This is a genomic window from Komagataeibacter saccharivorans, assembly GCF_004348195.1.
GTDB lineage: Bacteria > Pseudomonadota > Alphaproteobacteria > Acetobacterales > Acetobacteraceae > Komagataeibacter > Komagataeibacter saccharivorans.
This window is the reverse complement of the sequence record NZ_CP036404.1, coordinates 583443-603834: the sequence shown is the minus strand read 5'-3', so window position 1 is coordinate 603834 and position 20392 is coordinate 583443. Positions and strand designations below refer to the sequence as shown.

Here is a 20392-nt window from a genome sequence, read left to right as displayed (position 1 = left end):
AAACAATATTGTAGGCAATGGTGACCTATGAATTAATGGAAAAAGGGTTCCATCCACTTCTGTTGATCGTCAGAAAAAAGTATCTCATTCATAGGCGTGTATTTATATGCCTCTATGGGGTCGCTGATTACCGACCCATCCCAATAATTGCCGCTGGCTCGATGCATTTTTAATTTGTCTTGATGAAATGAACCATCTGATTGGAACACATATTATGCGTTCGGATTTACGAACAGTTTTATAATAATATTTTACAGCGCCCCCTGTTCAATAATGAAACGTGCAATGGCTTCGACTCCTTCGCCCGCGCGGATATTGGAGAATACGAAGGGCCGTTCGCCACGCATGCGCCTGCTATCGCGGTCCATCACCCCAAGGTCGGCCCCCACATGCGGTGCAAGGTCGATCTTGTTGATGACCAGTAGATCGCTGCGCGTAATGCCGGGGCCACCCTTGCGGGGGATCTTGTCGCCCGCCGAAACATCAATGACGTAAATGGTCAGGTCCGCCAGTTCCGGGCTGAAGGTGGCGGCAAGGTTGTCCCCTCCGCTTTCCACCAGTACGAGGTCCAGACCGGTAAAACGATCTGTCAGTTCGGCAATACCGGCAAGGTTGATGCTGGCGTCCTCCCGGATGGCGGTGTGGGGGCAGCCACCGGTCTCGATCCCCATGATCCGCTCGGGCGGCAGGGAACCGGCGCGGGTCAGGAACTCCGCATCTTCACGCGTGTAGATATCGTTGGTGATGGCGGCGATATTGTAATCATTGCGAAAGCGGCGGCACAGCGCATCCATCAGTGCTGTCTTGCCCGTGCCAACCGGACCGCCGATGCCTACCCGAAGCGGGCCGTGTTTTGCCTCTGTCATGTCCTGAACAACCTCGTTTCCTGAGTTTCATGATGTATCGCCGCAAGGTCGGAGCCAAAACAGGCTCCGCCCACATCTTCCAGTGTCTGCGCCTGTGCGCGGTCTGCCATTTCCGCCATTACGGGTTCCAGCCGGGAAAGCGCGCGTAGTCCGTCCGTCTGTCCCAGCGGCACCAGCCTTACGGCAGCGGATACAAGGGCTGCGACGGCAGCATAACCGCCAGAAAGCACGGCTTGCTCCCGCGAAACGCCGCCTCGGCGGAAGACAAGTCCCTGCGCCACCGGAAGCGGCCAGCGTACCCCCGCCCGAGCGGCCTCGGGCGGTACGACACCCCATACGCCTGCCGCGCGCAGGAAGGCCTCGCCCTGATAGACCGTTTCCTCATACCGTTCGCGCGAGGTGGCGCAGGCACAGGCGAATTCGGCAATATCGCGCAGGCGTTCATCGTCGTTCCCTGCAGCCCAGGCGGCATGCAGGATAATCAGATCGTTGCCGGGACTGCCATGGCGCAACAGGGAGCCTATCCATGCGCAGAGTGTCTCCACATCCCGCACATTGCCCTGTTCAACAGCCCATTCCAGCCCGTGACTATAGGCGTAGCCACCAGTGGGAAAGGCGGGTGACACCCATGACAGCAGGCGTAGGAAGTCCAGTCCGGCCGGTTCGTATTCAGTCATGGGAATGATGGTGGTGCTCCTCCCCGTGGACATGGCCTGCCCCGCGTCCGGCATAGGCCCCGCTTTCAGGGTCGAACGCCGCCCGCACGTTATGGACGTGACCACCAAGACCCCGGACCATATCGGCAATCACATGGTCATGGCGCACAAGGATATGCTGTCCCCCGATCGCCGCGGGCAGATGCCGGTTGCCCAGATGCCATGCCAGCCGCAACAGGTGCAGCGGGTCGTGGGCCGTGACTTCCATCAGGTCTTCGGCCATGGCTTCGACCCGTATGATACGGCCATCTTCCAGCCGCAGGCCGTCGCCATCGTGCAGAAGTCGGGCGTGTTCCAGTTCCAGCAGCACCTTTGCGCCTGAACGCAGGGCCAGCATCATGCGGCGGCGATGGCGGCCTTCGTAATCAGCAGCGAATATGTCGGCCGCATCGGATTCATTCCAGCTTCCCGCTGGCAGGATTTCGGCAACACGGGTCATCAGAACAGGAAATACCTCTGGGCCATGGGTAGGATGTCGGCAGGCTCACACGTCAGCAGCACGCCATCGGCCCGTACTTCATACGTTTCGGGATCGACCTCGATATGCGGCATGGCGTCGTTATGGATCATGCTGCGCTTGCCAATGCCGCCACGCGTGTCGGATACGGCGGAAAGGTTTTTACGCAGGCCGAGTTTCCGGCCGATATCATCCTCAAGGGCCGCTTTTGACACGAATGTCAGGCTTGTATGGGTCAGTGCGCCGCCATAGCCGCCAAACATCATGCGGCCATGTACGGGCTGCGGCGTGGGGATGGAGGCATTCGGGTCGCCCATCATGGCATAGGCGATGGCCCCACCCTTGATGACAAGATCGGGCTTCACGCCAAAGAAGGCAGGCTCCCACAATACAAGGTCGGCCAGTTTGCCCACCGCGATGGACCCGACCTCATGCGACAGGCCATGGGCGATGGCGGGGTTGATGGTGTATTTGGCGATATAGCGTTTGACGCGGTTGTTGTCCGCCGCGCCATCGCCGGGCAGCGCACCGCGCTGGCTTTTCATCTTATGGGCGGTCTGCCACGTACGCAGCGGCACTTCGCCTACCCGGCCCATGGCCTGACTGTCGGATGACATCATCGACAGCACGCCCATGTCGTGGAAAATGTCCTCCGCCGCGATGGTCTCGCGCCGGATGCGGCTTTCGGCAAACGCAATATCCTCCGGCACCCTGGGGTCAAGGTGGTGGCAGACCATGAGCATGTCCAGGTGCTCATCCAGCGTATTGCGCGTATAGGGCCGCGTGGGATTGGTGGAAGACGGCAGCACGTTGGGCAGAGCGGCCACGCGGATGATGTCCGGCGCGTGGCCGCCGCCCGCGCCTTCGGTGTGGAAGGCGTGGATGGTGCGGCCCTGAAAGGCTGCAATCGTATCCTCCACAAAGCCGCTTTCGTTCAGCGTGTCGGTATGGATCATGACCTGTACGTCCATCCGGTCGGCCACACCCAGACAGCAGTCGATGGCCGCAGGCGTCGAACCCCAGTCTTCATGCAGTTTCAGGCAACACGCTCCGGCGCGGACCATTTCCTCCAGCCCTTCGGGGCGTGAGGCATTACCCTTGCCGGCAAAGGCCAGATTGACGGGAAACGCATCCGCCGCCTGCAGCATGCGGGCCAGATGCCATGGTCCCGGCGTGCAGGTGGTGGCCGCCGTGCCCGTGGCCGGTCCCGTGCCGCCGCCAAGCATGGTGGTGATGCCCGATGCCAGCGCTTCCTCGATCTGCTGGGGGCAGATGAAATGGATGTGGCTGTCCATGCCGCCCGCCGTCAGGATTTTGCCTTCCCCCGCGATGATTTCCGTCCCCGGCCCGATGATGATGTCAACGCCGGGCTGGATATCGGGATTCCCCGCCTTGCCGATGCCTGCGATCCGTCCGTCGCACAGCGCTACATCCGCCTTGACGATGCCCCAGTGGTCGATGATCAGCGCGTTGGTGATGACGGTATCCGCCGCCCCCTGCGCGCGGGTGGCCTGTGACTGGCCCATGCCGTCACGGATAGTCTTGCCGCCGCCAAAGCGGACTTCCTCGCCATAGGTGGTGAAGTCCTTCTCCACCTCCACCAGCAGGTTCGTATCCGCCAGCCGTACGCGGTCGCCGGTGGTGGGACCGAACTGGCCCGCGTAATCATGCCGCGTAATCCGGGTCATTTATCCACGCTCCCCATGACATCGCCGCGAAAGCCGATGGCGCGCCGTAACCCGCGCAGAGGCACCAGTGTCACGTCTCGCTCCTGCCCCGGTTCAAAGCGTACAGCGCCGCCGGATGGCACATCCAGTCGCCAGCCAAGCGCCTGCGCGCGTTCAAAATGCAGGGCGGGATTGACTTCGGCAAAGTGATAGTGACTGCCCACCTGTACGGGACGGTCGCCGGTATTGGTCACGCGCAGCACGCGGCGGGGCTGGCCTTCGTTAAGGATGATATCACCATCGGCAGGCAGGATTTCGCCCGGAATGGCCCCTTCGGACAGGGGATCAGCGTATCGGGTCATGTACCGTCACCAGTTTCGTACCATCAGGAAAAGTGGCTTCAACCTGCACGTCATGGATCATTTCCGCCACGCCGGGCATGACCTGCGCGCGCGTCAGCACATGGCCACCGCTGGCCATGAGTTCGGCCACGCTCAGGCCATCGCGGGCGCCTTCCACCACATGGTCGGTAATCAGCGCCACGGCTTCGGGGTAGTTCAGGCGCACGCCGCGTTCCAGCCTGCGCCGGGCCACCATGGCCGCCATGGAAACGAGCAGCCTGTCTTTCTCTCGGGGTGTCAGCTTCATGTAGTCATCCGCTCCCTTGCGCGCCGGTCGGGCGCCATCATCATGACCGCCATGTGCCGGGCATGGGCCGGCCATCGCGCAGGACGGGCAGGATTTTGCGCACCGCGACTTCCAGCATCCATCCACTTTGTGCCAGCCCCCGCACCACCAGCATGCCATTCCATGCGGAGGCGGCAAACCCCGCGCATTCGGGGGCCGCCAGCCGCATGCGCACGTCCGGCAGCAGGTCCATCGCCTGCGGGCTGACCAGCACCAGTGTCGTCACGCCCCCCTGCCCGTCAGCTACTGCCGGTTGTGCCAGCAGGGTGGACACGTCCGGACTTTCCAGCCGCAGCATATCTTCCACTAACAGCCTGCCGTCCCGCCGGATGGACAGCCGGTCACGCACATCCAGCCGCGACAGCTTCTCGCCCGAACCCCTGCGCCCGAATATCCGGCTTTCCAGAAACATGAAGGTGGCCGAGCCTGCCATGTCTACCGTCATGCGACGATGCAGGCGGCTGCCATCAAAAAAGATCGTGCCATGGGGAAGCCACTCCAGCCGGGCGTTGGCATCAATCTGGCACGAGACCGCAATTTCAGCCGGGGCATCATCAGGGCGCGCACGATAGATCCGTTCCGCCGCCTGAGATGTCATCAGCAGGTCCGTTCCCTTCCCGCAGGCCAGACGGCCTTCGATACGGTCACCCGCTGCAATCCCGCCCGATATGTTGACGGTAGCCGTCTCCATCCCCGGCCCCGCAATCCGGGGAAACAGAAGGCGGCAACATCCCTCCTGCACCAGATCGGCCATGCGCGTACGGGTGCCTGATGCCCTGACTTCCAGTCCGAACCGCCCTTTTGCACGCTGGAGAGTCGTAGTCACCCGGTCACTTTCATCCTGCCATAACCGGGCTGATCCTAGCGCCTGCGCAGAACAGGTCTATAGCGTAATGACTTTTTCTGGTCAGCCGACCAGAGCCTGCCAGAATATCTGGTGAAAGGGTGTCTTCCCGATGGCGCACGCCGTTCGCATCATTTTACTGCCCGTAGCAGGGATGGGGCGTAGGGGGCGGACAGGCTGCTGCTGAACGGATCAGCCGTCTGAATCACGAGAAACCGGAACAGACCTGTACGAGGCCGTAACGTTTCGGGCAGCCTCGTGGTCAGTTCTGATGCAGGTAGAATTCGACCGGCACGGTCAGTTTAATTGGATCGCCTGCCACGCTGTCCGGCGGGATGGGTAGCGGCTGGGCGCGGCTGGGCAACGCCAGTGCTTCCTGATCCAGCAGGGCATGACCGGAACTTTGGGCCAGCGTGACCGACAGCACGTGCCCCTTGCGGTCCATGGAGAAGGTTACGGTCGGCACGCCCTCCTGATGGTCGGCCATGGCCGCGGACGGGTAACGCTTGAATTTCTCAAGCTGCGCCAGCAGCGCGCCCTGCCATGTAACCGGATCATGTGCGGCATGGGCCGATGAGGAACCGGGCGCGGGTGCTGCCTGTGTCGGTGCGGGCGGCGCTTCGGCCGAAGGTGGCGCGGTGGTCGCGTCGGCAGGTGGTGTTTTATCCGGAACCGGTTTCTTTTGCTGTAGCGTCGGTCTGGTTTTCTTTCTGGGGATTTTCCGCTGTTCTTGTGCGGGCACCGGAACCGGCGGGTTGGGTGCGGGCGAAGGGGGCGCCGTGATCTTTGGCGGCGGATCGGGTTGCGGGTCGGGTATGGACAGTGTCTGCTTCGGTCCGACCGGCGCGTCAGTCGGCGGGGTGGGGATGGAGACAGGTTCGGGGGCCATATCTATGGCAATGGCGGCAGGTGCCTGTTCCGCCACGACCACCGGCGCAGGCGGCAGGTGCATGACCCACCCGATGACCCCACCAGCGGTCGCCAGAACCGCAAGGAGGGACAGCCCCCAGCGGATGGTGTCCGTACGCCGGGTCAGTCGCGCCCGGTTGCGTTGCCACTGGGCAAAGGATGGCACGGCAGGGCTTTCAATCGGGTATGCGCCATGCGTTCCCCCGTCCGGCGTGTCGGTGGCGATAGTCACGGTGTGCCGCCTGTTGCGGAAGCGCGGTTGGCGTCCGGCAGCGCAGTCGTTCCGGCTTCGCTGCCTTCCTCCTGCCCCTGCAGGTTGACCAGGGCGACCTTGAGGTACCCGGCGGCGCGCAGCTTATCCATCACCCCCATCAGCGTGCCGTAATCGACGGTCCTGTCAGCGCGCAGGAAGATCCGTTCATCCCTGTTGCCCTTCGTTGCGGTTTCCAGCGCGCCGGGCAGCGCATCTGTCGAAATGTCGTCTTCTCCCAGCGCCAGACCGTGATCGGCTTTTACCGTCAGAAATACCGGATCATCCGGGCGCGGCGTCGGCTTTTCGGTCGAGGACGGCAGGTCCACCGGCACGTTTACCGTAGTCAGCGGGGCGGTGACCATGAAGATCACCAGCAGCACCAGCATCACGTCGATGAAGGGCGTGACGTTGATCTCGCTGGCCTCATGCGGGTTTTCATCGGCGTGACGGATGCGAATGGCCATGACCGCCCCTATTCCGCCGCCGCGCGGGCATCGTGCGACTGTCCGCCAAGGCGCACGATATTGTCCTGCGCCATCAGCATGTGCATGCGGCCCAGATCGCGTGACACCAGACGCATGACCAGTGCGGTAAGGTCAGCCACCTGCGCGCGGCATGACGCCGTCTGGCGGGCAAGGTGGTTGTAGATCACCACAGCCGGAATGGCCGCGACCAGCCCCAGCGCCGTGGCCAGCAGTGCCTCCGCAATGCCGGGCGCCACCACGGCGAGGCTGGTCGCCTTGCTCGCCGCAATGCCGGTAAACGAGGTCATGATCCCCCAGACCGTGCCGAACAGGCCAATGAAGGGCGACGTGGCGCCGATGGTGGCAAGCAGTCCGGTGCCCCGCATAAGGCGGCGCCCTTCGGCAGCTTCCAGCCGTTCGAGATGCAGGACAATGCGTTCTTTCAGCCCTTCGCCATCATCAGGAATGTCCCGCGAACGATGGCGTTCGGTCTCTGCAGCCATGACCAGCGTGTGGGCGATGGACGAATTTCCGCGCGTCCATTCTTCGCCCAGATCCAGCGTGTTGGCCTCCTCCAGCGATTTTTCCGCTTTGTGGAGTGTGAGACGCACGCGCAGCAGTTCGACGGACTTGGCGATGAAGATGGTCCAGGTCAGCAGCGAGGCCACCGCCAGCAGGATCATGACGCAGCGGACCACGGGACCGGCACTAAGGAACATCTCCCACGGGGAGAAAGAAATCGGGGTCACAACTGACCTCCCTTGACAGACGGTGTGCGGCACCAGAACCAGCGCCGCCGGGCGCGGCGTGTCATGGGCAGGTGAATTAGTAATGAATGTGATAATTAATCGCAACATGATTCAGCATAAGACCCATCCATTTTATTGTGTCATAATCCTTCAGGACTGCGGAAAATGAACAGGCCATTCACCGTGAAATAGCGGTCATCACGCCATACGATGACCCGTGGCGCCTGTGCATGCGTCTGGTCAGCGTCCTTACGGGGCACCAGTCGGCTGCACGGGCCGGTGGAAAGATCGGTGGTGCTGAAACGGAACGCTTTCCCTGCTTTTGCACGCGCGGCGGAGCATTGTGCGGATCAGGATATTTGCCGAACCAAGAACATTGCGCCGGGCGGGCGATCCTCCGTCAGGCCGCGCAGTTACGGAGGGAGGCTATATTCCGATCGGTATGGGTGGTGGCGCGTGCTGGGAGACCACCGGTTTATGTATATGGAGCGGGTCGGGGACCAGCACATCGCTCTGCCCGAAATCATGGATTCTTCCGATGGAAAAGCCTTTGAAATGATATGGCTGGCATTCTACCCCGGTCTCTGACTGCCGCCTTCGGGGCGACCTGCGGTCGTATGCAGTTGGACGGTAGGTTATCCGTGCAGCGGAAGGGTTCCGCGTAATGGAAACGGGACCGTAGCCCGATGGAAAACGCGTGCGGTGTCCCTGCCCTGTCGTGGCCTTGTCCGACTGGTTGGGGCAGCCGCCATTGTCTGGTTAGCTGTGGCAAATGGGCCGGTCAGTCATGGCAGAGGCCGTTCTTTGTCCGGGCTGTTTCAATCCGTTTCCTTTATTCACACACCGTACGTTTCCGTGGCAGATGATGCGTCGTGGTCCTTGGTGACCCGCCTGCCTATCGGAACCGTTTTTCATGCAGACGCTTTTGCAGCCCGTCGTTCGTGTCAAGATGTCCAGCGACGTGCATGAACGGCTGGCGGAGCTGCGAATTCCCTACCCGCCCGGACCAAAACGGCAGCGCCGTGCGGCCATGGTGCGTGAACGGGGCGTATTCTTCCTTCACATACCCAAGAATGCCGGAACATCCATAACCCGTGCATTGTATGGCATGGATGTCGGGCATGAGACTGTCCGGTATTTCCAGCATCGGATGCCTGATCTGCTGCGTTTTCCCTCTTTCGCCATTCTGCGCGACCCGGTGCAGCGTTTCCTTTCGGCCTGTCGCTACGCGCGGACGGGCGGTGGTGAGACGCGACAGGTGGCCCGGGGCTTCCGGGCGCATTACATGGCGTTACGTGATCTGGACGACGCGCTTGATCTTGTTGCGCAGGCGCGGCGAACATATGAAATCGACCATATTTTCCGTCCCCAGACATGGTACCTGACTGACCGGGATGGACGCATTGCGGTCGATCGCCTGTTCATGCTGGATGATATGAAGGGCATTCAGGACTTTGTGGCGGGATATACGCCTGTCGCAATCAGGCAGATGAATGGAACGGTCAATAAAGGCGAACTGCCCCGGCCCGACCAGATCGAGCGGATCAGGCAGATTTACCGGGCTGACTATGATCTCATCGCCCGTATCCGGCACTGAACAGACCTCACTTCCGAAAAAAAACCAGTGGCTCCGGTCCTGATGTGATTGTCACTTTACTTGGCGTAGGGGAATTCTGTCCTATTCCCGGATGATTGTTGCATGACTTCTGTTCTTCCTGTCGGGCATGGATGTCGTTCCGGCCCATGCGAAGGACGTGTTTACGCACGGGCACGGCAGGTGGATGGAGGGCGAGGTCAGCGGATTTTGGAAAAAATACCGATGGCTGTAGTGGCAGATCAGAACCCGGTAACGGGCAATGTCTTTTTCAGGTATTCCTGTCTTCATATAATTATCACACTCGTTGGGGATGGTTTTTGGTAAGGCATTTACGCCTGTGCTTCTGCGGGCTTTTTCAGAGGTTTCCGGATCATGAACATAAAATCCGATTCCACCCCCAAACCCCGTAAAGAGCCGTATGAAGAATGGCGCGAAGCCCTGATTCATGCCTGGAAAAACAGACGTGGCTACGTGCGGACGCACGAAGGCGTATCTGCGATGCCGGAAGAAGGATTTATTTACGACGAACCCTGACCCGCACAGTAATCGGATACCTGACATGTGTTTTTGTCGGGTGTGTCATGATGCATTCCGTTACAATTGGTTGGTCGCTGAACACTTTATTTATTCTGTTCGATATTTTAGACTAAACCTGACTGATTTGAGATGAATCAGCTTATTAAGAGGATATTAATTACATGAAAAAAGCACTCCTTTTCGCTGCCGCTCTTGGTCTGTCCCTGCCGGTTGTGGCGCATGCGGATGACAACACGGAATCCCGTCACCACGGCCATCATGGTGAACACGGCGGCCACCACGGCAACCGTAGCGAAGGCGACAACCAGAACAGCGATAACGGCGATCGTTCGCAGGGCAACGAGCGTGGTGATCGTGGCGACCGCGGCGACCGCGGCGAGCGTGGCGGTGAGCACGGTGAGCACGGTGAGCATGGCGAACACCGCAATCAGGACCAGCAGTAATCTGCGGTTGTAAAACCAGAATAAAGGGGCACCCGTTCAGGGTGCCCCTTTTTTTTGTGCGCGCTGGCAATGCGATCTGGTTATCGGGGGCTGTTCTTTCTTCTGTTTTTCAGATGTTTATCTGCGACTGCGCTCGAGATGAAATATACATGAAGTCATTTCAGGACTGTTCCCTCCCCTGCCCCTTCTGACTGCCGGATACGGTTCAGCAGGATGGCAAAGGCCAGTCTGACAAGGCACGGGTGATTACAGGGCCGAAAGGACTATGGACTGCGAACCGTCGACAGGCCGAGTATAAAGAATACGGTCTGCTACAAATGATGGAATATATCGGATTTCATTAAATAAGTTATTTTAAATGGAAACGGCAACAATAATAACATTTTTATTTATATAATACTATTATATTATTCCGTAATTCCAGACCCGTCGGGGTGATGATGTCATCTGATGCGTAATCGGCACGGACATGCACTCGGATACGGCATAACCCTCGTTCTGCCCGGTATCCGTAACGCAGGCGATCGGCTTTATTCATAGAGCAGGCATGTTGATTGGGGCGGTTGCCGCCAAAGTGTAACGGAGGCCCGTGATGGTGGGTTCAGGCTGGCCGGAAACCGGCTGCCGAGTGCAATGGCATAAGCCCGCCTGACTGTGTGCGTGACAGTTCGATCGGAGATGCAGGTCAGCATTATTTTCGGTCACGAGAGCAGCATTGAAGCGGTCGGGATTGACCAGCGGCATGGACTGCCACCGGTGTTTTTCCAGTCTTTGCGTAATTGTGGGCATCATCCCCTTTTCGTGCTGCGGTGATAACGCTAAAGCGGCCACGCACGGCCTGTCGGAAGATGGTCATGTGCTATCTTCTTCATGCCCGTCAGGTGTCTGTGATTATGTTGCGTATCGTCCTGCTCTCCATGGGAGCATTCGTGTGGGGTGTGACCGAACTCCTGCCCATCGGCCTTCTGACGGATATTGCACAGGGGTTGCAGGTCTCCGCTGGCAGTGTGGGACAACTGGTCACGGGGTATGCATGGATGGTGGCGCTGGGTGCCATACCGCTTACGCTGCTGACCTCCGGCGTGGACCGGCGCGTCATCATGGTCGGTCTGCTGGGCCTTGCCGGGGTGGTGGACATCGCCTGCGCGTTTGTCACCAATTATGCACTCATGGCCGTGCTGCGGGTGATACTGGCGCTGGGGCATGGCATTTTCTGGTCGATCATTGCCGGTGTGGCGGTACGGCTGGGGCCGGGCCTGCCGGTCGCGCGGGTTACGGCATGGGCATTCAGCGGTGTTGCGGTCGCCATTGCCGGTGGCATTCCCCTGGCTTCCGCCATCGGGCAATGGCTGGGATGGCGTGCGGCCTTTGGCGTTTTCGGGGTAATGGCCTTTATGGTCATGGCGGGCATGATGGTGCTGCTGCCGCCGCTTCCTGCGCAGCGCAGGCATCTTGATGTCATGCAACTGCTGCGTCAGCCACGGCTGCGCTATATCGCCGTGCTGACGGCACTGGTGGAGATGGCCCAGTTCACGGCCTATACCTACATCGTCCCCCTGTTGCAGGCCATTCCGCACAGTCCGGAAACCCTGCTGCCGCTGCTGCTTCTGGTATGCGGGGTTGCCGGGGTTGCGGGCAACTGGCTGGGCGGTAACCTGCCCTATTCCGCCGGGCGGACCATCGGGTTTGCCGTGGTGGGGCTGTTGGCCAGCCACGCGTTTCTCATGCTTTCGGGCTGGTTTCCGGCTGCGGTATGGGCCGATATGGCGGTGTGGGGGATTGTTACGGGCGTGCTGAACCTCAGCCCGCAGAGCTACGCCATCGAACTGGCCCCGGACGAGCGGGAAGCCGCGTGTTCCTTTTGCGTATGCGGCTTCAATATGGGCATTGGCGCGGGCGCGCTGTGTGGGGGTGTAGCGTTATCCACCATCGGGGCCTATGCCGTGGTGGGGGGCAGCACGGTCCTCGCGCTGCTGGCGTTGCCTGTCCTGCGGATGGGCAGGCGCTTTGCCATTCCCCGCCAGATGGGCCATTGAAAGGTCCGTCTTCCGCCAGTAGCGGGAAAACAGGGGCTGCTCAGGCCCCGCAATCAGGAAAGGCGCCATGGCTGACCGCATCGTTTACAAGATCCTGACCTCCGCCGAACATGAGATTTTCGAGCGTACGGGAAGTTTTTCCGGCTCCCCGGCCGATCTGGCGGACGGGTTCATCCATTTTTCCACCGGGGCACAGGTCCCCGGTACGCTGGACCGGCATTTCAGCGGGCAGAGCGACCTGATGCTGCTGGCCATTGACTGCGGCCTGCTTGATCCCGCCGCCATGCGGTGGGAGCCGGCACGGGGCGGCCAGCTTTTCCCGCATCTGTATGCCGTGCTGCCGTGGGGCGCGGTCGTGGCCATCTGCCCCGTTACGCGCGATGCAAACGGGCAGGTGCAACTGCCGGTGTGAAGGGCCGGCGGCGATCACGGCTGCATGAGCGTGCTGTCCCTCCCCTCGACAGAAGGGGCGGCCTTCTGTTCACAATAGGGAAATCGTATGCCCCGGCGCACGCCCGGCGTGGCATGTCAGGAACGGAGAGTCAGTCATGTTTTCATGCGTAGGTTACGCGGCCACCGCCGCCGATGCGTCCCTTGGTCCCATCGCGCTGGACCGCCGCGATCCCGGCCCCGAGGATGTGCAGATCGACATCATGTATTGCGGTGTCTGCCATTCCGATCTGCATCAGGCCCGCAATGAATGGCACAACACCATTTTTCCCTGCGTACCGGGGCATGAAATCGTCGGGCGCGTGACACGCGTGGGCCCGTCCGTCACCCGCTTCCGCGCGGGCGAACTGGTGGGGGTTGGCTGCATGGTCGATTCCTGTCGGGAATGCAGCAGTTGCCGTGCGGGGTTCGAGCAGTATTGCGAGGTAGGATTTGTCGGCACCTATAACGGGGAGGACCGGCAGGGGCGCGGCATCACCTTTGGCGGATATTCCCGCGCGATTGTGGTCGATCAGGCTTTCGTGCTGAAGGTGCCCGAAAAACTGGATCCTGCTGCTGTCGCCCCCCTGCTGTGCGCGGGAATCACCACCTATTCCCCCCTGCGCCACTGGAAGGTCGGGCCGGGCCAGCGTGTGGGGATCGTGGGGCTGGGTGGACTTGGCCATATGGGCGTGAAATTCGCCCGTGCCTTTGGCGCGGAGGTGGTGCTGTTCACCACATCCGCCAGCAAGGTCGCTGATGGGCTGCGCCTTGGCGCGCATGAAGTCGTGCTGTCCAAAGACCCGGAAGCCATGGCGAAGGAACGCGGTCGCTTTGACTTCATTCTTGATGCCGTCGCTGCCGATCATGATATCAATACCTATCTGGACCTGCTGCGCCGCGACGGTACGCTGGTGCAGGTGGGCGCGCCGGAAACCCCCCTGCCCGTTTCGGTTTTCAGCCTGCTGATGAAGCGTCGCAATTTCAGCGGCTCCCTGATCGGCGGCATCCCCGAAACGCAGGAGATGCTGGATTTCTGTGGCGAGCATGGCATCACCGCCGATATCGAGATGATCCGCATGGATGAAATCGAGACCGCCTACGCCCGTATGCTGCGTTCGGACGTGAAATACCGCTTCGTCATCGACATGGCGACGATGCCCGAAACGGCCTGATCCCAACCCCGCCGGTTGACGCGGCGGGGGATGATGTTACGCTGATACAACTACTTGCCAGAAAAACCTGTTGCCAGGTCCGGCGCTGTCAAAGGTTGTTTCATGCATATCCGCGGATGTATCGGCATTATCGTCCTGATATGCATCGGCATCGCATTTTCCACCGACCGCAGGCATATCCGCCCCCGCATCGTCATGGCATGCCTGCTGCTGCAGGTCGCCATAGGCTTTGTCGTGCTGCGTGTCCCCATGGGGCAGGCAGCGCTGCGGATCATATCGACCATGGTGACGCGCCTCCTGTCCTACGGCGATCAGGGGGCGCGTTTTCTGTTTGGTCCCCTTGTGGGGCCGCGTATGCGCGACCTGTTTCCTGATGGGGGCTATGTCTTCGCGTTTCAGGTACTGCCATCACTGGTCTATGTCAGTGCGCTGATCGCAATCCTGTACCATTGCGGGGTGATGCAGGCGTTCGCGCGCATCTTCGGGCGCGCGCTGCAACGGCTGCTGGGCACGTCACCCGTGGAATCCTTTGGGGCGGTCATCACCATTTTCGTGGGCCAGAGCGAACTGCCGGTGGCCCTTGGTCCCTACCTTGCCGCAATGGACAGGACGGAACTGTTCAGCGTGCTATGCAGTGGCGCTGCCTCGGTATCGGGGGCGACACTCGTGGGGTATGTGGGGCTGGGTATTCCGGCGGATTATCTTGTGGCTGCATCCTTCATGGCGATACCGGGCGGCCTGATGTTCGGCAGGATACTCGCGCCCCGTGGGCCGGAAAACCGGACGGGTTCGATTGACGCGGCGCGCGGCGCCTATCACCGTGCGTTTTTCGAGGCGGTGATGGAAGGCGCCCTCAAGGGTGCCCGGACCGCTCTTGCGGTCGCGGCCATGCTGGTTGCCTGCATCGGCCTGATCGCGCTGGTCAACGGTGTATTGCAGGCGGCGGGTGGCGTGGTCGGGATCCCCGCCTTGTCACTGGAATACCTTATGGGTTTCGTGTTCGGGCCGCTTGCGTGGCTGCTGGGCGTAAGCGGGCGTGAATGCGGCGCGGTGGGTTCGGTGCTGGGGCTGAAGGTGGTGGTGAACGAATTCGTCGCCTACGCCCGGCTCGGCCCCGCCATTCAGGCGGGCCATCTGTCCCATCAGGCGGCGGCCATTGCATCCTTCGCGCTGTGTGGTTTTGCCAATCTCAGTTCGGTCGGGTTACTGGTCGCGGCGTTTGGCAGCCAGTGCCCTGACCGGCGCGAAGAAGTGGCGCGCAGCAGCGCACGCGCCGTGCTGGGTGGCATGCTGTCGAACCTGACGAGTGCCGCCATAGCCGGTATCATCATTCAGTAATGCTTAATTTCTACCGGAACAGGACGATGGCCGACAGGCGCAGGATCATAATCGATACGGACCCGGGGCAGGATGATGCCATCGCCATCATGCTCGCCCTTGCTTCACCCGAACTGGATGTTCTGGGGTTGGTCAGCGTGGCGGGCAACGTGCCGGTACGGCAGACGGCGGCCAATGCGTGCAAAATACTGGAACTGGCCGGGCGGCGGGACATTCCCGTTCATGCCGGTTGCGCGCGTCCCGTCCGGCGCGATCCGGTAACGGCGGAACACGTGCATGGCCAGACCGGCATGGATGGCCCCGCCCTGCCCGAGCCGACCCTGCGCCCCGCAGCGCAGCATGGCGTGGATTTCCTGATCGATACGATCCGCGCCCATCCTGACCACACTGTAACAGTCGTCACGTTGGGGCCGATGACCAATCTCGCCATGGCCGTCATCAAGGCCCCCGATATCGCAACGCGGGTGGAACGGGTGGTGTCGATGGGCGGCGCCTATGCGGAATGCGGCAATATTACCCCCAGCGCCGAATTCAACATGTTCGCGGACCCTGATGCTGCCGATATCGTCCTGCGCAGCCGGATGCCGCTTACCCTTGTGCCGCTGGATGTCACGCACCGCTTTCTGGTCACGGCACCGCGTCTGGATCAGTTGCGCGCGTTGCGGGGTCGATGCGCCGGGGCGGCGGCGGAAATGCTGGGTTTTTCCGGGCGGTTCGATCTGGCGAAATATGGCTGGGACGGTGCGCCCCTGCATGACCCCTGCACGATCGGCTGGCTACTGGCCCCGGACCTGTTTACCGGGCGGGAGGTCAATGTCGCGGTCGAGGTCGCCAGTCCGCTCATGCAGGGGGCAACGGCAGTGGACTGGTGGCATGTAACGGACAGGCCACGCAATGCGCTGTTCCTGCGTGATGTGGACAGCGATGGCCTGTGGTCGCTGCTGATGGACCGTCTATCGCGCCTGCCATAAGCCATGGCCGGTGCGGGTCTATCCCGCGTGGGTGGCGTGGCTCAACGTCGGGGGATGTGTCATCTTGCGGAACCTGTCATCCGCCCTTTCCCATTTCACGCAGGAAAATGACTTTCATGCCGTCTTCGTCCCCTTCCCCCCTTGTTGACCTGCTCGTAGCCATACGTCGCGGCGACCAGCCGGCACCTGCGGGGGTTGATGAAAGCCTTGTCCCGGCGGACATGGCGCAGGCTTACAGGGTGCAGGATGCGGTGGGGCGGCATATGGGGCCGATTGGCGGGTGGAAGGTTGGCGCTTCCGGCCCGGATGCAGAACCCGCCTGCGCGCCCATTCATACCGGTACGATCTTCACTGATGGCGCGACCGTGCCGCATGCGCTGTGCCGGTATCTGGGGGTGGAAGCCGAAATTGGCTACCGTTTCGCCCGTGCCCTTCCACCCCGTGATGGCGAATGGACGCGCGATGAGGTACTGGACGCGATCGGCACCATTCATCCGGTTATCGAGATTCTGGATACCCGTTTTGAAAAACCGTCCTCCCAGCCCGCGCTGGTGCATGCCGCGGACCAGCAGAATCACGGGGCGTTGATTGTGGGGTCGGGCCGGGCCGACTGGCGCGCCATTGTCCCCCAGACCGAACGCGTGATCCTGCGCATTGATAACGATGTGCGCGTGGACCGGATTGGCGGTAACGCCGCAGGCGATCCGCTGCGCATGCTGGTATGGCTGGCCAACCACGCATCGCGTCGCGGGATCGGTATTGGCAGGGATGTGATTGTCACAACGGGGTCAACCATGGGTACTCTCTTTGTCGCTCATGGCACGGATGTCGATGTCAGCTTTGCCGGCCTCGGCCATGTGCGCACCCATCTGGCCTGAACGGCCCCTACTGGAAGGCATGACCCATGAAGCCTGAAATCCTGCTGCTGGAACCCATGATGCCGGAAATCGAGCAACAGCTTGATGCGGCCTATACGGTCCATCGCCATACCCCTTCCGCAACGCTGGCCGCGACACTGGGGGATGCGGCGGGCCGGATACGGGCGGTTGCGACCGGCGGCGGGACGGGCGTGCCCGATGCGGTCATGGATATCCTGCCCGCCCTTGGGCTGATCGCCATAAACGGGATCGGGACCGACGCCGTCAATCTGGATCTGGCCCGGCAGCGGAAAGTGCATGTTACGACCACCCCCGGCGTCCTGACGGATGACGTGGCGGATATGGCGATGGGGCTGATCCTGTCGCTGCTGCGGGGCCTGCCTGCCGGGGATCGTTACGTGCGTGCGGGGGAATGGGGCAAGGCACCCGGCCCGACGCTGGGCCGCAAGGTATCGGGGCGGAAGCTGGGCATTCTGGGCATGGGGCATGTGGGGCAGGCCATCGCACGCCGGGCCGGGGCGTTTGGCATGCCCGTCGCCTATACCGACCTGCGTGACCTGAATCTGGAAGGCTACCGTTTTATCCCCGACCTTGCGGCGCTTGCGGCGGATAGCAGCATTCTGGTGGTCGCGGCATCCGGTGGGGCGGGATCACGGCATCTGGTCAGCCGGCAGGTTCTTGATGCACTGGGGGCGGACGGGTTCCTCATCAACGTAGCCCGTGGTTCGGTGGTGGATGAGCAGGCCCTGAGCAGTGCGCTGGAGGCGGGAACGCTTGGCGGTGCGGGTCTGGATGTGTTCGAGCATGAACCCGATGTGCCCGAAGCCCTGCGCACCAGCCCGCGCACGGTGCTGCAACCCCACCGCGCCAGCGCAACGGTGGAAACCCGGCTGGCGATGGGTGATCTGGTCATGCGCAATCTGGCTGCCTATTTTGCGGGCCAGCCCCTGCCTACACCCGTTATCTGACGGGCCAGCCTACAGCGCGGATCGCAGCGCCGCCGTCAGTTCCAGCGAATGACGGCGCTGCGCGTGATCGAACAGGGGTACGGCGGTCAGCAGTTCATCAGGCCGGTAACGGGTCACGAACTCCCGCAGGGACGGTGCAATCGTGTCCACCGATCCGGCAAAGGTGAAGGCCAGCGCGTGGTCCAGCATGGCCTGTTCGGCAGGTGACCACAGGGCTTCATGCGTGTCATGCGGGGGCGGAAAGGCAATGGGCCGTCCCCGGCGCAGGGCGACGAAGTATTGCTGTAGCGACGTGGCCAGGCGCTGTGCCCCGGTCGCATCATCGGCTGCGATGATGTTCACGCTCAGCATCACATGGGGCCGGGGGCAGCGTTCCGATGGTTCGAAACGTGCGCGGTAAAGGCTGATTGCCTCCTCCATCTGCGCGGGCGCGAAATGGGATGCAAAGGCATAGGGCAGGCCCAGACGTGCCGCCAGAACGGCGGAAAAAAGCGACGATCCCAGCAGCCATACCGGCACGCGCAGTCCCGCCCCCGGTATGGCACGGACCCGATGGGTGTCATTTTCGTCCATGGGTTCGAAGTAATGCAGCAGTTCAACCACATCTTCCGCAAAGCGGTCCGGTGCGTGCGGGTCGCGGCGCAGGGCGCGCGCCGTGCGCTGGTCCGCCCCCGGCGCACGGCCCAGCCCAAGGTCGATGCGACCTGGAAAAAGCGTTTCCAGCGTGCCGAACTGCTCGGCCACCATAAGGGGGGAATGGTTGGGCAGCATGATGCCGCCTGCCCCCACGCGGATGCGCCGTGTCGCGGCCGCGACCTGTCCGATCAGGATACCTGTCGCGGCGGAAGCAATGCCCGGCAGGGCATGGTGTTCCGCCAGCCAGTAGCGATGAAAACCCAGCCCGTCCGCCAGTTGCGCCAGATCGCACGTGTTGCGCAGCGCATCAGCCACGCCTGATCCGCGTGTGATGAGGGAGAGGTCAAGAACCGAAAATGGAATCACGCAGGGTCTCCTTCAGCATGGCAGGACGGAGTGGGTGCGCGGGCATGCTGCACGGCGGAACCGTACACAATCCCTTACGTTGGGTCAGCAGGCATTTTGTGGAGTATATCCCATGCTGACCCTTCTTGTGATCTGCCTGCTCATATTCGCCATTGGCGGGGGCGGCTATGGTTTCCGTTCCGGTTGGTACGGGGGTGCCAACAGTCCGGGGCTTAAGGGGATCGGTCTGTTACCGATCCTTTTGCTGGTTATCGCGCTGTTCCTTCTGTTCAACATGCCCGGCACCAGCAATGCCCCGCTGCCCTGACCGCCCGGAACCGGCAGGACCGGGAGGTCGCCCCGCCCAGATGGCGGCCAGGGCCGAACCGGAAATATTATGCCAGATCGAGAATACGGCCCCCGGCAACGCCGCCAGCGGAGAGAAATAGACACGCCCCAGCGTTGCGGCCAGTCCGGAATTCTGCATGCCGACCTCCAGCGCCAGCGTGCGGCATACCGTTTCGTCAAAACCCAGCAGACGGCCACCCCAGTAACCGCCCAGCAGCCCGATTGCGTTATGCAGCACCACGCCCACCAGTACCAGCGGCCCCACCGCCGCAAGGGATGGCCGCACACCGGCGACGATACTGCCGATGATGGTCATGATCGCCACCATGGCCACCAGCGGCAGGACCGGTTCGATCCGGCGGATCGTGCGTGCGCATGATGCGTTGACCACCACCCCGGCCAGAACCGGCAGGGCGACGATTTCCACAATGCTGCAGAACAGGCCCCAGCTATCGACCTGCACACCGGCGGAGACATACAGACGGGTCAGCAGCGGGGTGGCGACAATGCCAACCAGTGTGGAAAGCGTGCTGATACTGACCGATAGCGCCAGATCGCCGCGTGACAGATAGATCATGACATTGGATGCAGTACCGCTTGACACGCATCCCACCAGCACCATGCCGGTCGCAAGCATGGGGGGCATGCCCAGCAGATGCGCAATGGCCCACGCCGCCAGCGGCATGACAAGATAATGCAGCGCCACACCGGCCAGCACCGGAAGCGGGCGGCGTGCGATCCGCGCGAAATCCCCCACCGTCAACGTGACACCCATGGTGAACATGATGAAGGCCAGAAGCGGCGTGATCGCCGGTGTCAGCGCCACGAACGGGGCGGGAAACAGCACGGCGCAAAGCGAGACAAGAACCGCCCATACCGGAAAAAGGCGCGTCAGGCTCACAGTGCCGCCCCCCTGTCCATCCATCGTGTTTTCAATTTCGTGCCCTTCACTTCCTGTCGCCAACGCATGAGGGGGCCATTTACCCTCATGGGGTCCGGTTTGCATACCTGCCTGCGTATCATCTGCATGGGTTCATCAGCAGACGGGACTGACGGCCTGGGGCAGGATTGTGGGGAAC

Annotated in this window: 22 protein-coding genes and 1 other annotated feature; of the genes, 9 read left to right on the top strand and 13 right to left on the bottom strand. The window is 61.7% G+C overall.

The window, feature by feature from the left end; translation table 11 throughout:
- Positions 1–251: 251 nt before the first annotated feature.
- From ureG to exbB, 10 genes are all read right to left on the bottom strand, one after another.
- Positions 252–866, bottom strand: coding sequence for an urease accessory protein UreG (gene ureG / locus KSAC_RS02620; RefSeq protein ID WP_102323681.1), 615 nt, complete (start codon positions 864–866; stop codon positions 252–254).
- Positions 863–1576: an urease accessory protein UreF gene (locus KSAC_RS02615; RefSeq protein ID WP_132304035.1), complete on the bottom strand. Its 714-nt coding sequence runs from the start codon at positions 1574–1576 to the stop codon at positions 863–865. The genes ureG and KSAC_RS02615 overlap by 4 nt, the downstream gene beginning before the upstream one ends.
- Positions 1536–2021, bottom strand: a complete 486-nt coding sequence (locus KSAC_RS02610; protein ID WP_132304033.1) for an urease accessory protein UreE — start codon at positions 2019–2021, stop codon at positions 1536–1538. The genes KSAC_RS02615 and KSAC_RS02610 overlap by 41 nt, the downstream gene beginning before the upstream one ends.
- Positions 2021–3727 carry an urease subunit alpha gene (gene ureC / locus KSAC_RS02605; RefSeq protein ID WP_132304031.1) on the bottom strand — a complete coding sequence of 569 codons (1707 nt, stop codon included), beginning with the start codon at positions 3725–3727 and terminating at the stop codon, positions 2021–2023. Before ureC ends, KSAC_RS02610 begins: the two co-directional genes overlap by 1 nt.
- Positions 3724–4068 carry an urease subunit beta gene (locus tag KSAC_RS02600; RefSeq protein WP_110547555.1) on the bottom strand — a complete coding sequence of 115 codons (345 nt, stop codon included), beginning with the start codon at positions 4066–4068 and terminating at the stop codon, positions 3724–3726. The genes ureC and KSAC_RS02600 overlap by 4 nt, the downstream gene beginning before the upstream one ends.
- Positions 4052–4354 carry an urease subunit gamma gene (locus KSAC_RS02595; protein ID WP_110547596.1) on the bottom strand — a complete coding sequence of 101 codons (303 nt, stop codon included), beginning with the start codon at positions 4352–4354 and terminating at the stop codon, positions 4052–4054. Before KSAC_RS02595 ends, KSAC_RS02600 begins: the two co-directional genes overlap by 17 nt.
- Before the next feature lie 40 nt (positions 4355–4394).
- Positions 4395–5219 carry an urease accessory protein UreD gene (locus KSAC_RS02590; protein WP_243705274.1) on the bottom strand — a complete coding sequence of 275 codons (825 nt, stop codon included), beginning with the start codon at positions 5217–5219 and terminating at the stop codon, positions 4395–4397.
- A gap of 280 nt (positions 5220–5499) precedes the next feature.
- Positions 5500–6378: an energy transducer TonB family protein gene (locus KSAC_RS02585; protein ID WP_243705273.1), complete on the bottom strand. Its 879-nt coding sequence runs from the start codon at positions 6376–6378 to the stop codon at positions 5500–5502.
- The gene (gene exbD, locus KSAC_RS02580; RefSeq protein WP_102323687.1) at positions 6375–6863 is read right to left on the bottom strand and encodes a TonB system transport protein ExbD; all 489 of its coding nucleotides are present in this window, start codon (positions 6861–6863) and stop codon (positions 6375–6377) included. The genes KSAC_RS02585 and exbD overlap by 4 nt, the downstream gene beginning before the upstream one ends.
- An 8-nt stretch (positions 6864–6871) precedes the next feature.
- Positions 6872–7582, bottom strand: coding sequence for a tonB-system energizer ExbB (exbB, locus tag KSAC_RS02575; protein ID WP_102324216.1), 711 nt, complete (start codon positions 7580–7582; stop codon positions 6872–6874).
- A gap of 943 nt (positions 7583–8525) precedes the next feature.
- Between exbB and KSAC_RS02570 the strand changes: the two genes are divergently transcribed.
- Entirely contained in the window at positions 8526–9209 is a 684-nt protein-coding gene (locus KSAC_RS02570; protein WP_132304029.1) for a sulfotransferase family 2 domain-containing protein, read from the top strand.
- 372 nt (positions 9210–9581) lie between these two features.
- Positions 9582–9743 carry a hypothetical protein gene (locus KSAC_RS17210; RefSeq protein WP_165927275.1) on the top strand — a complete coding sequence of 54 codons (162 nt, stop codon included), beginning with the start codon at positions 9582–9584 and terminating at the stop codon, positions 9741–9743.
- A 137-nt stretch (positions 9744–9880) separates the two neighbouring features.
- Here the strand turns inward: KSAC_RS17210 and KSAC_RS17885 are convergent, their stop codons facing one another.
- The gene (locus KSAC_RS17885) at positions 9881–10159 is read right to left on the bottom strand and encodes a hypothetical protein (protein ID WP_132304027.1); all 279 of its coding nucleotides are present in this window, start codon (positions 10157–10159) and stop codon (positions 9881–9883) included.
- Between the two features lie 563 nt (positions 10160–10722).
- Positions 10723–10923: a sequence feature (23S ribosomal RNA rRNA prediction is too short), on the top strand.
- A 159-nt stretch (positions 10924–11082) separates the two neighbouring features.
- Between KSAC_RS17885 and KSAC_RS02560 the strand changes: the two genes are divergently transcribed.
- The 7 genes from KSAC_RS02560 (at position 11083) to KSAC_RS02530 (ending at position 17984) form a co-directional block, all read left to right on the top strand.
- Positions 11083–12225 (top strand): MFS transporter, encoded by a 1143-nt coding sequence (locus tag KSAC_RS02560; protein WP_132304025.1) that lies wholly within the window; start codon positions 11083–11085, stop codon positions 12223–12225.
- A 67-nt stretch (positions 12226–12292) separates the two neighbouring features.
- The gene (locus KSAC_RS02555) at positions 12293–12637 is read left to right on the top strand and encodes a DUF952 domain-containing protein (RefSeq protein WP_102323690.1); all 345 of its coding nucleotides are present in this window, start codon (positions 12293–12295) and stop codon (positions 12635–12637) included.
- A gap of 136 nt (positions 12638–12773) precedes the next feature.
- A complete protein-coding gene (locus tag KSAC_RS02550) occupies positions 12774–13829 on the top strand; it encodes an NAD(P)-dependent alcohol dehydrogenase (RefSeq protein WP_132304023.1) in 1056 nt (351 codons plus the stop codon).
- Between the two features lie 102 nt (positions 13830–13931).
- Positions 13932–15167, top strand: a complete 1236-nt coding sequence (locus KSAC_RS02545; RefSeq protein WP_110547562.1) for a NupC/NupG family nucleoside CNT transporter — start codon at positions 13932–13934, stop codon at positions 15165–15167.
- A 26-nt stretch (positions 15168–15193) separates the two neighbouring features.
- Positions 15194–16138, top strand: a complete 945-nt coding sequence (locus KSAC_RS02540) for a nucleoside hydrolase (RefSeq protein WP_132304021.1) — start codon at positions 15194–15196, stop codon at positions 16136–16138.
- Between the two features lie 116 nt (positions 16139–16254).
- A complete protein-coding gene (locus KSAC_RS02535) occupies positions 16255–17016 on the top strand; it encodes a 2-keto-4-pentenoate hydratase (RefSeq protein WP_207918744.1) in 762 nt (253 codons plus the stop codon).
- Positions 17017–17042: 26 nt separating this feature from the next.
- Positions 17043–17984: a 2-hydroxyacid dehydrogenase gene (locus KSAC_RS02530; RefSeq protein WP_132304017.1), complete on the top strand. Its 942-nt coding sequence runs from the start codon at positions 17043–17045 to the stop codon at positions 17982–17984.
- A gap of 9 nt (positions 17985–17993) precedes the next feature.
- Here KSAC_RS02530 and KSAC_RS02525 read toward each other — a convergent pair whose 3' ends face one another.
- Positions 17994–18986 (bottom strand): LLM class flavin-dependent oxidoreductase, encoded by a 993-nt coding sequence (locus KSAC_RS02525; RefSeq protein ID WP_132304015.1) that lies wholly within the window; start codon positions 18984–18986, stop codon positions 17994–17996.
- Between the two features lie 229 nt (positions 18987–19215).
- Positions 19216–20214, bottom strand: coding sequence for a ketopantoate/pantoate/pantothenate transporter PanS (panS, locus tag KSAC_RS02515; protein ID WP_279433720.1), 999 nt, complete (start codon positions 20212–20214; stop codon positions 19216–19218).
- Between the last annotated feature and the right edge of the window lie 178 nt (positions 20215–20392).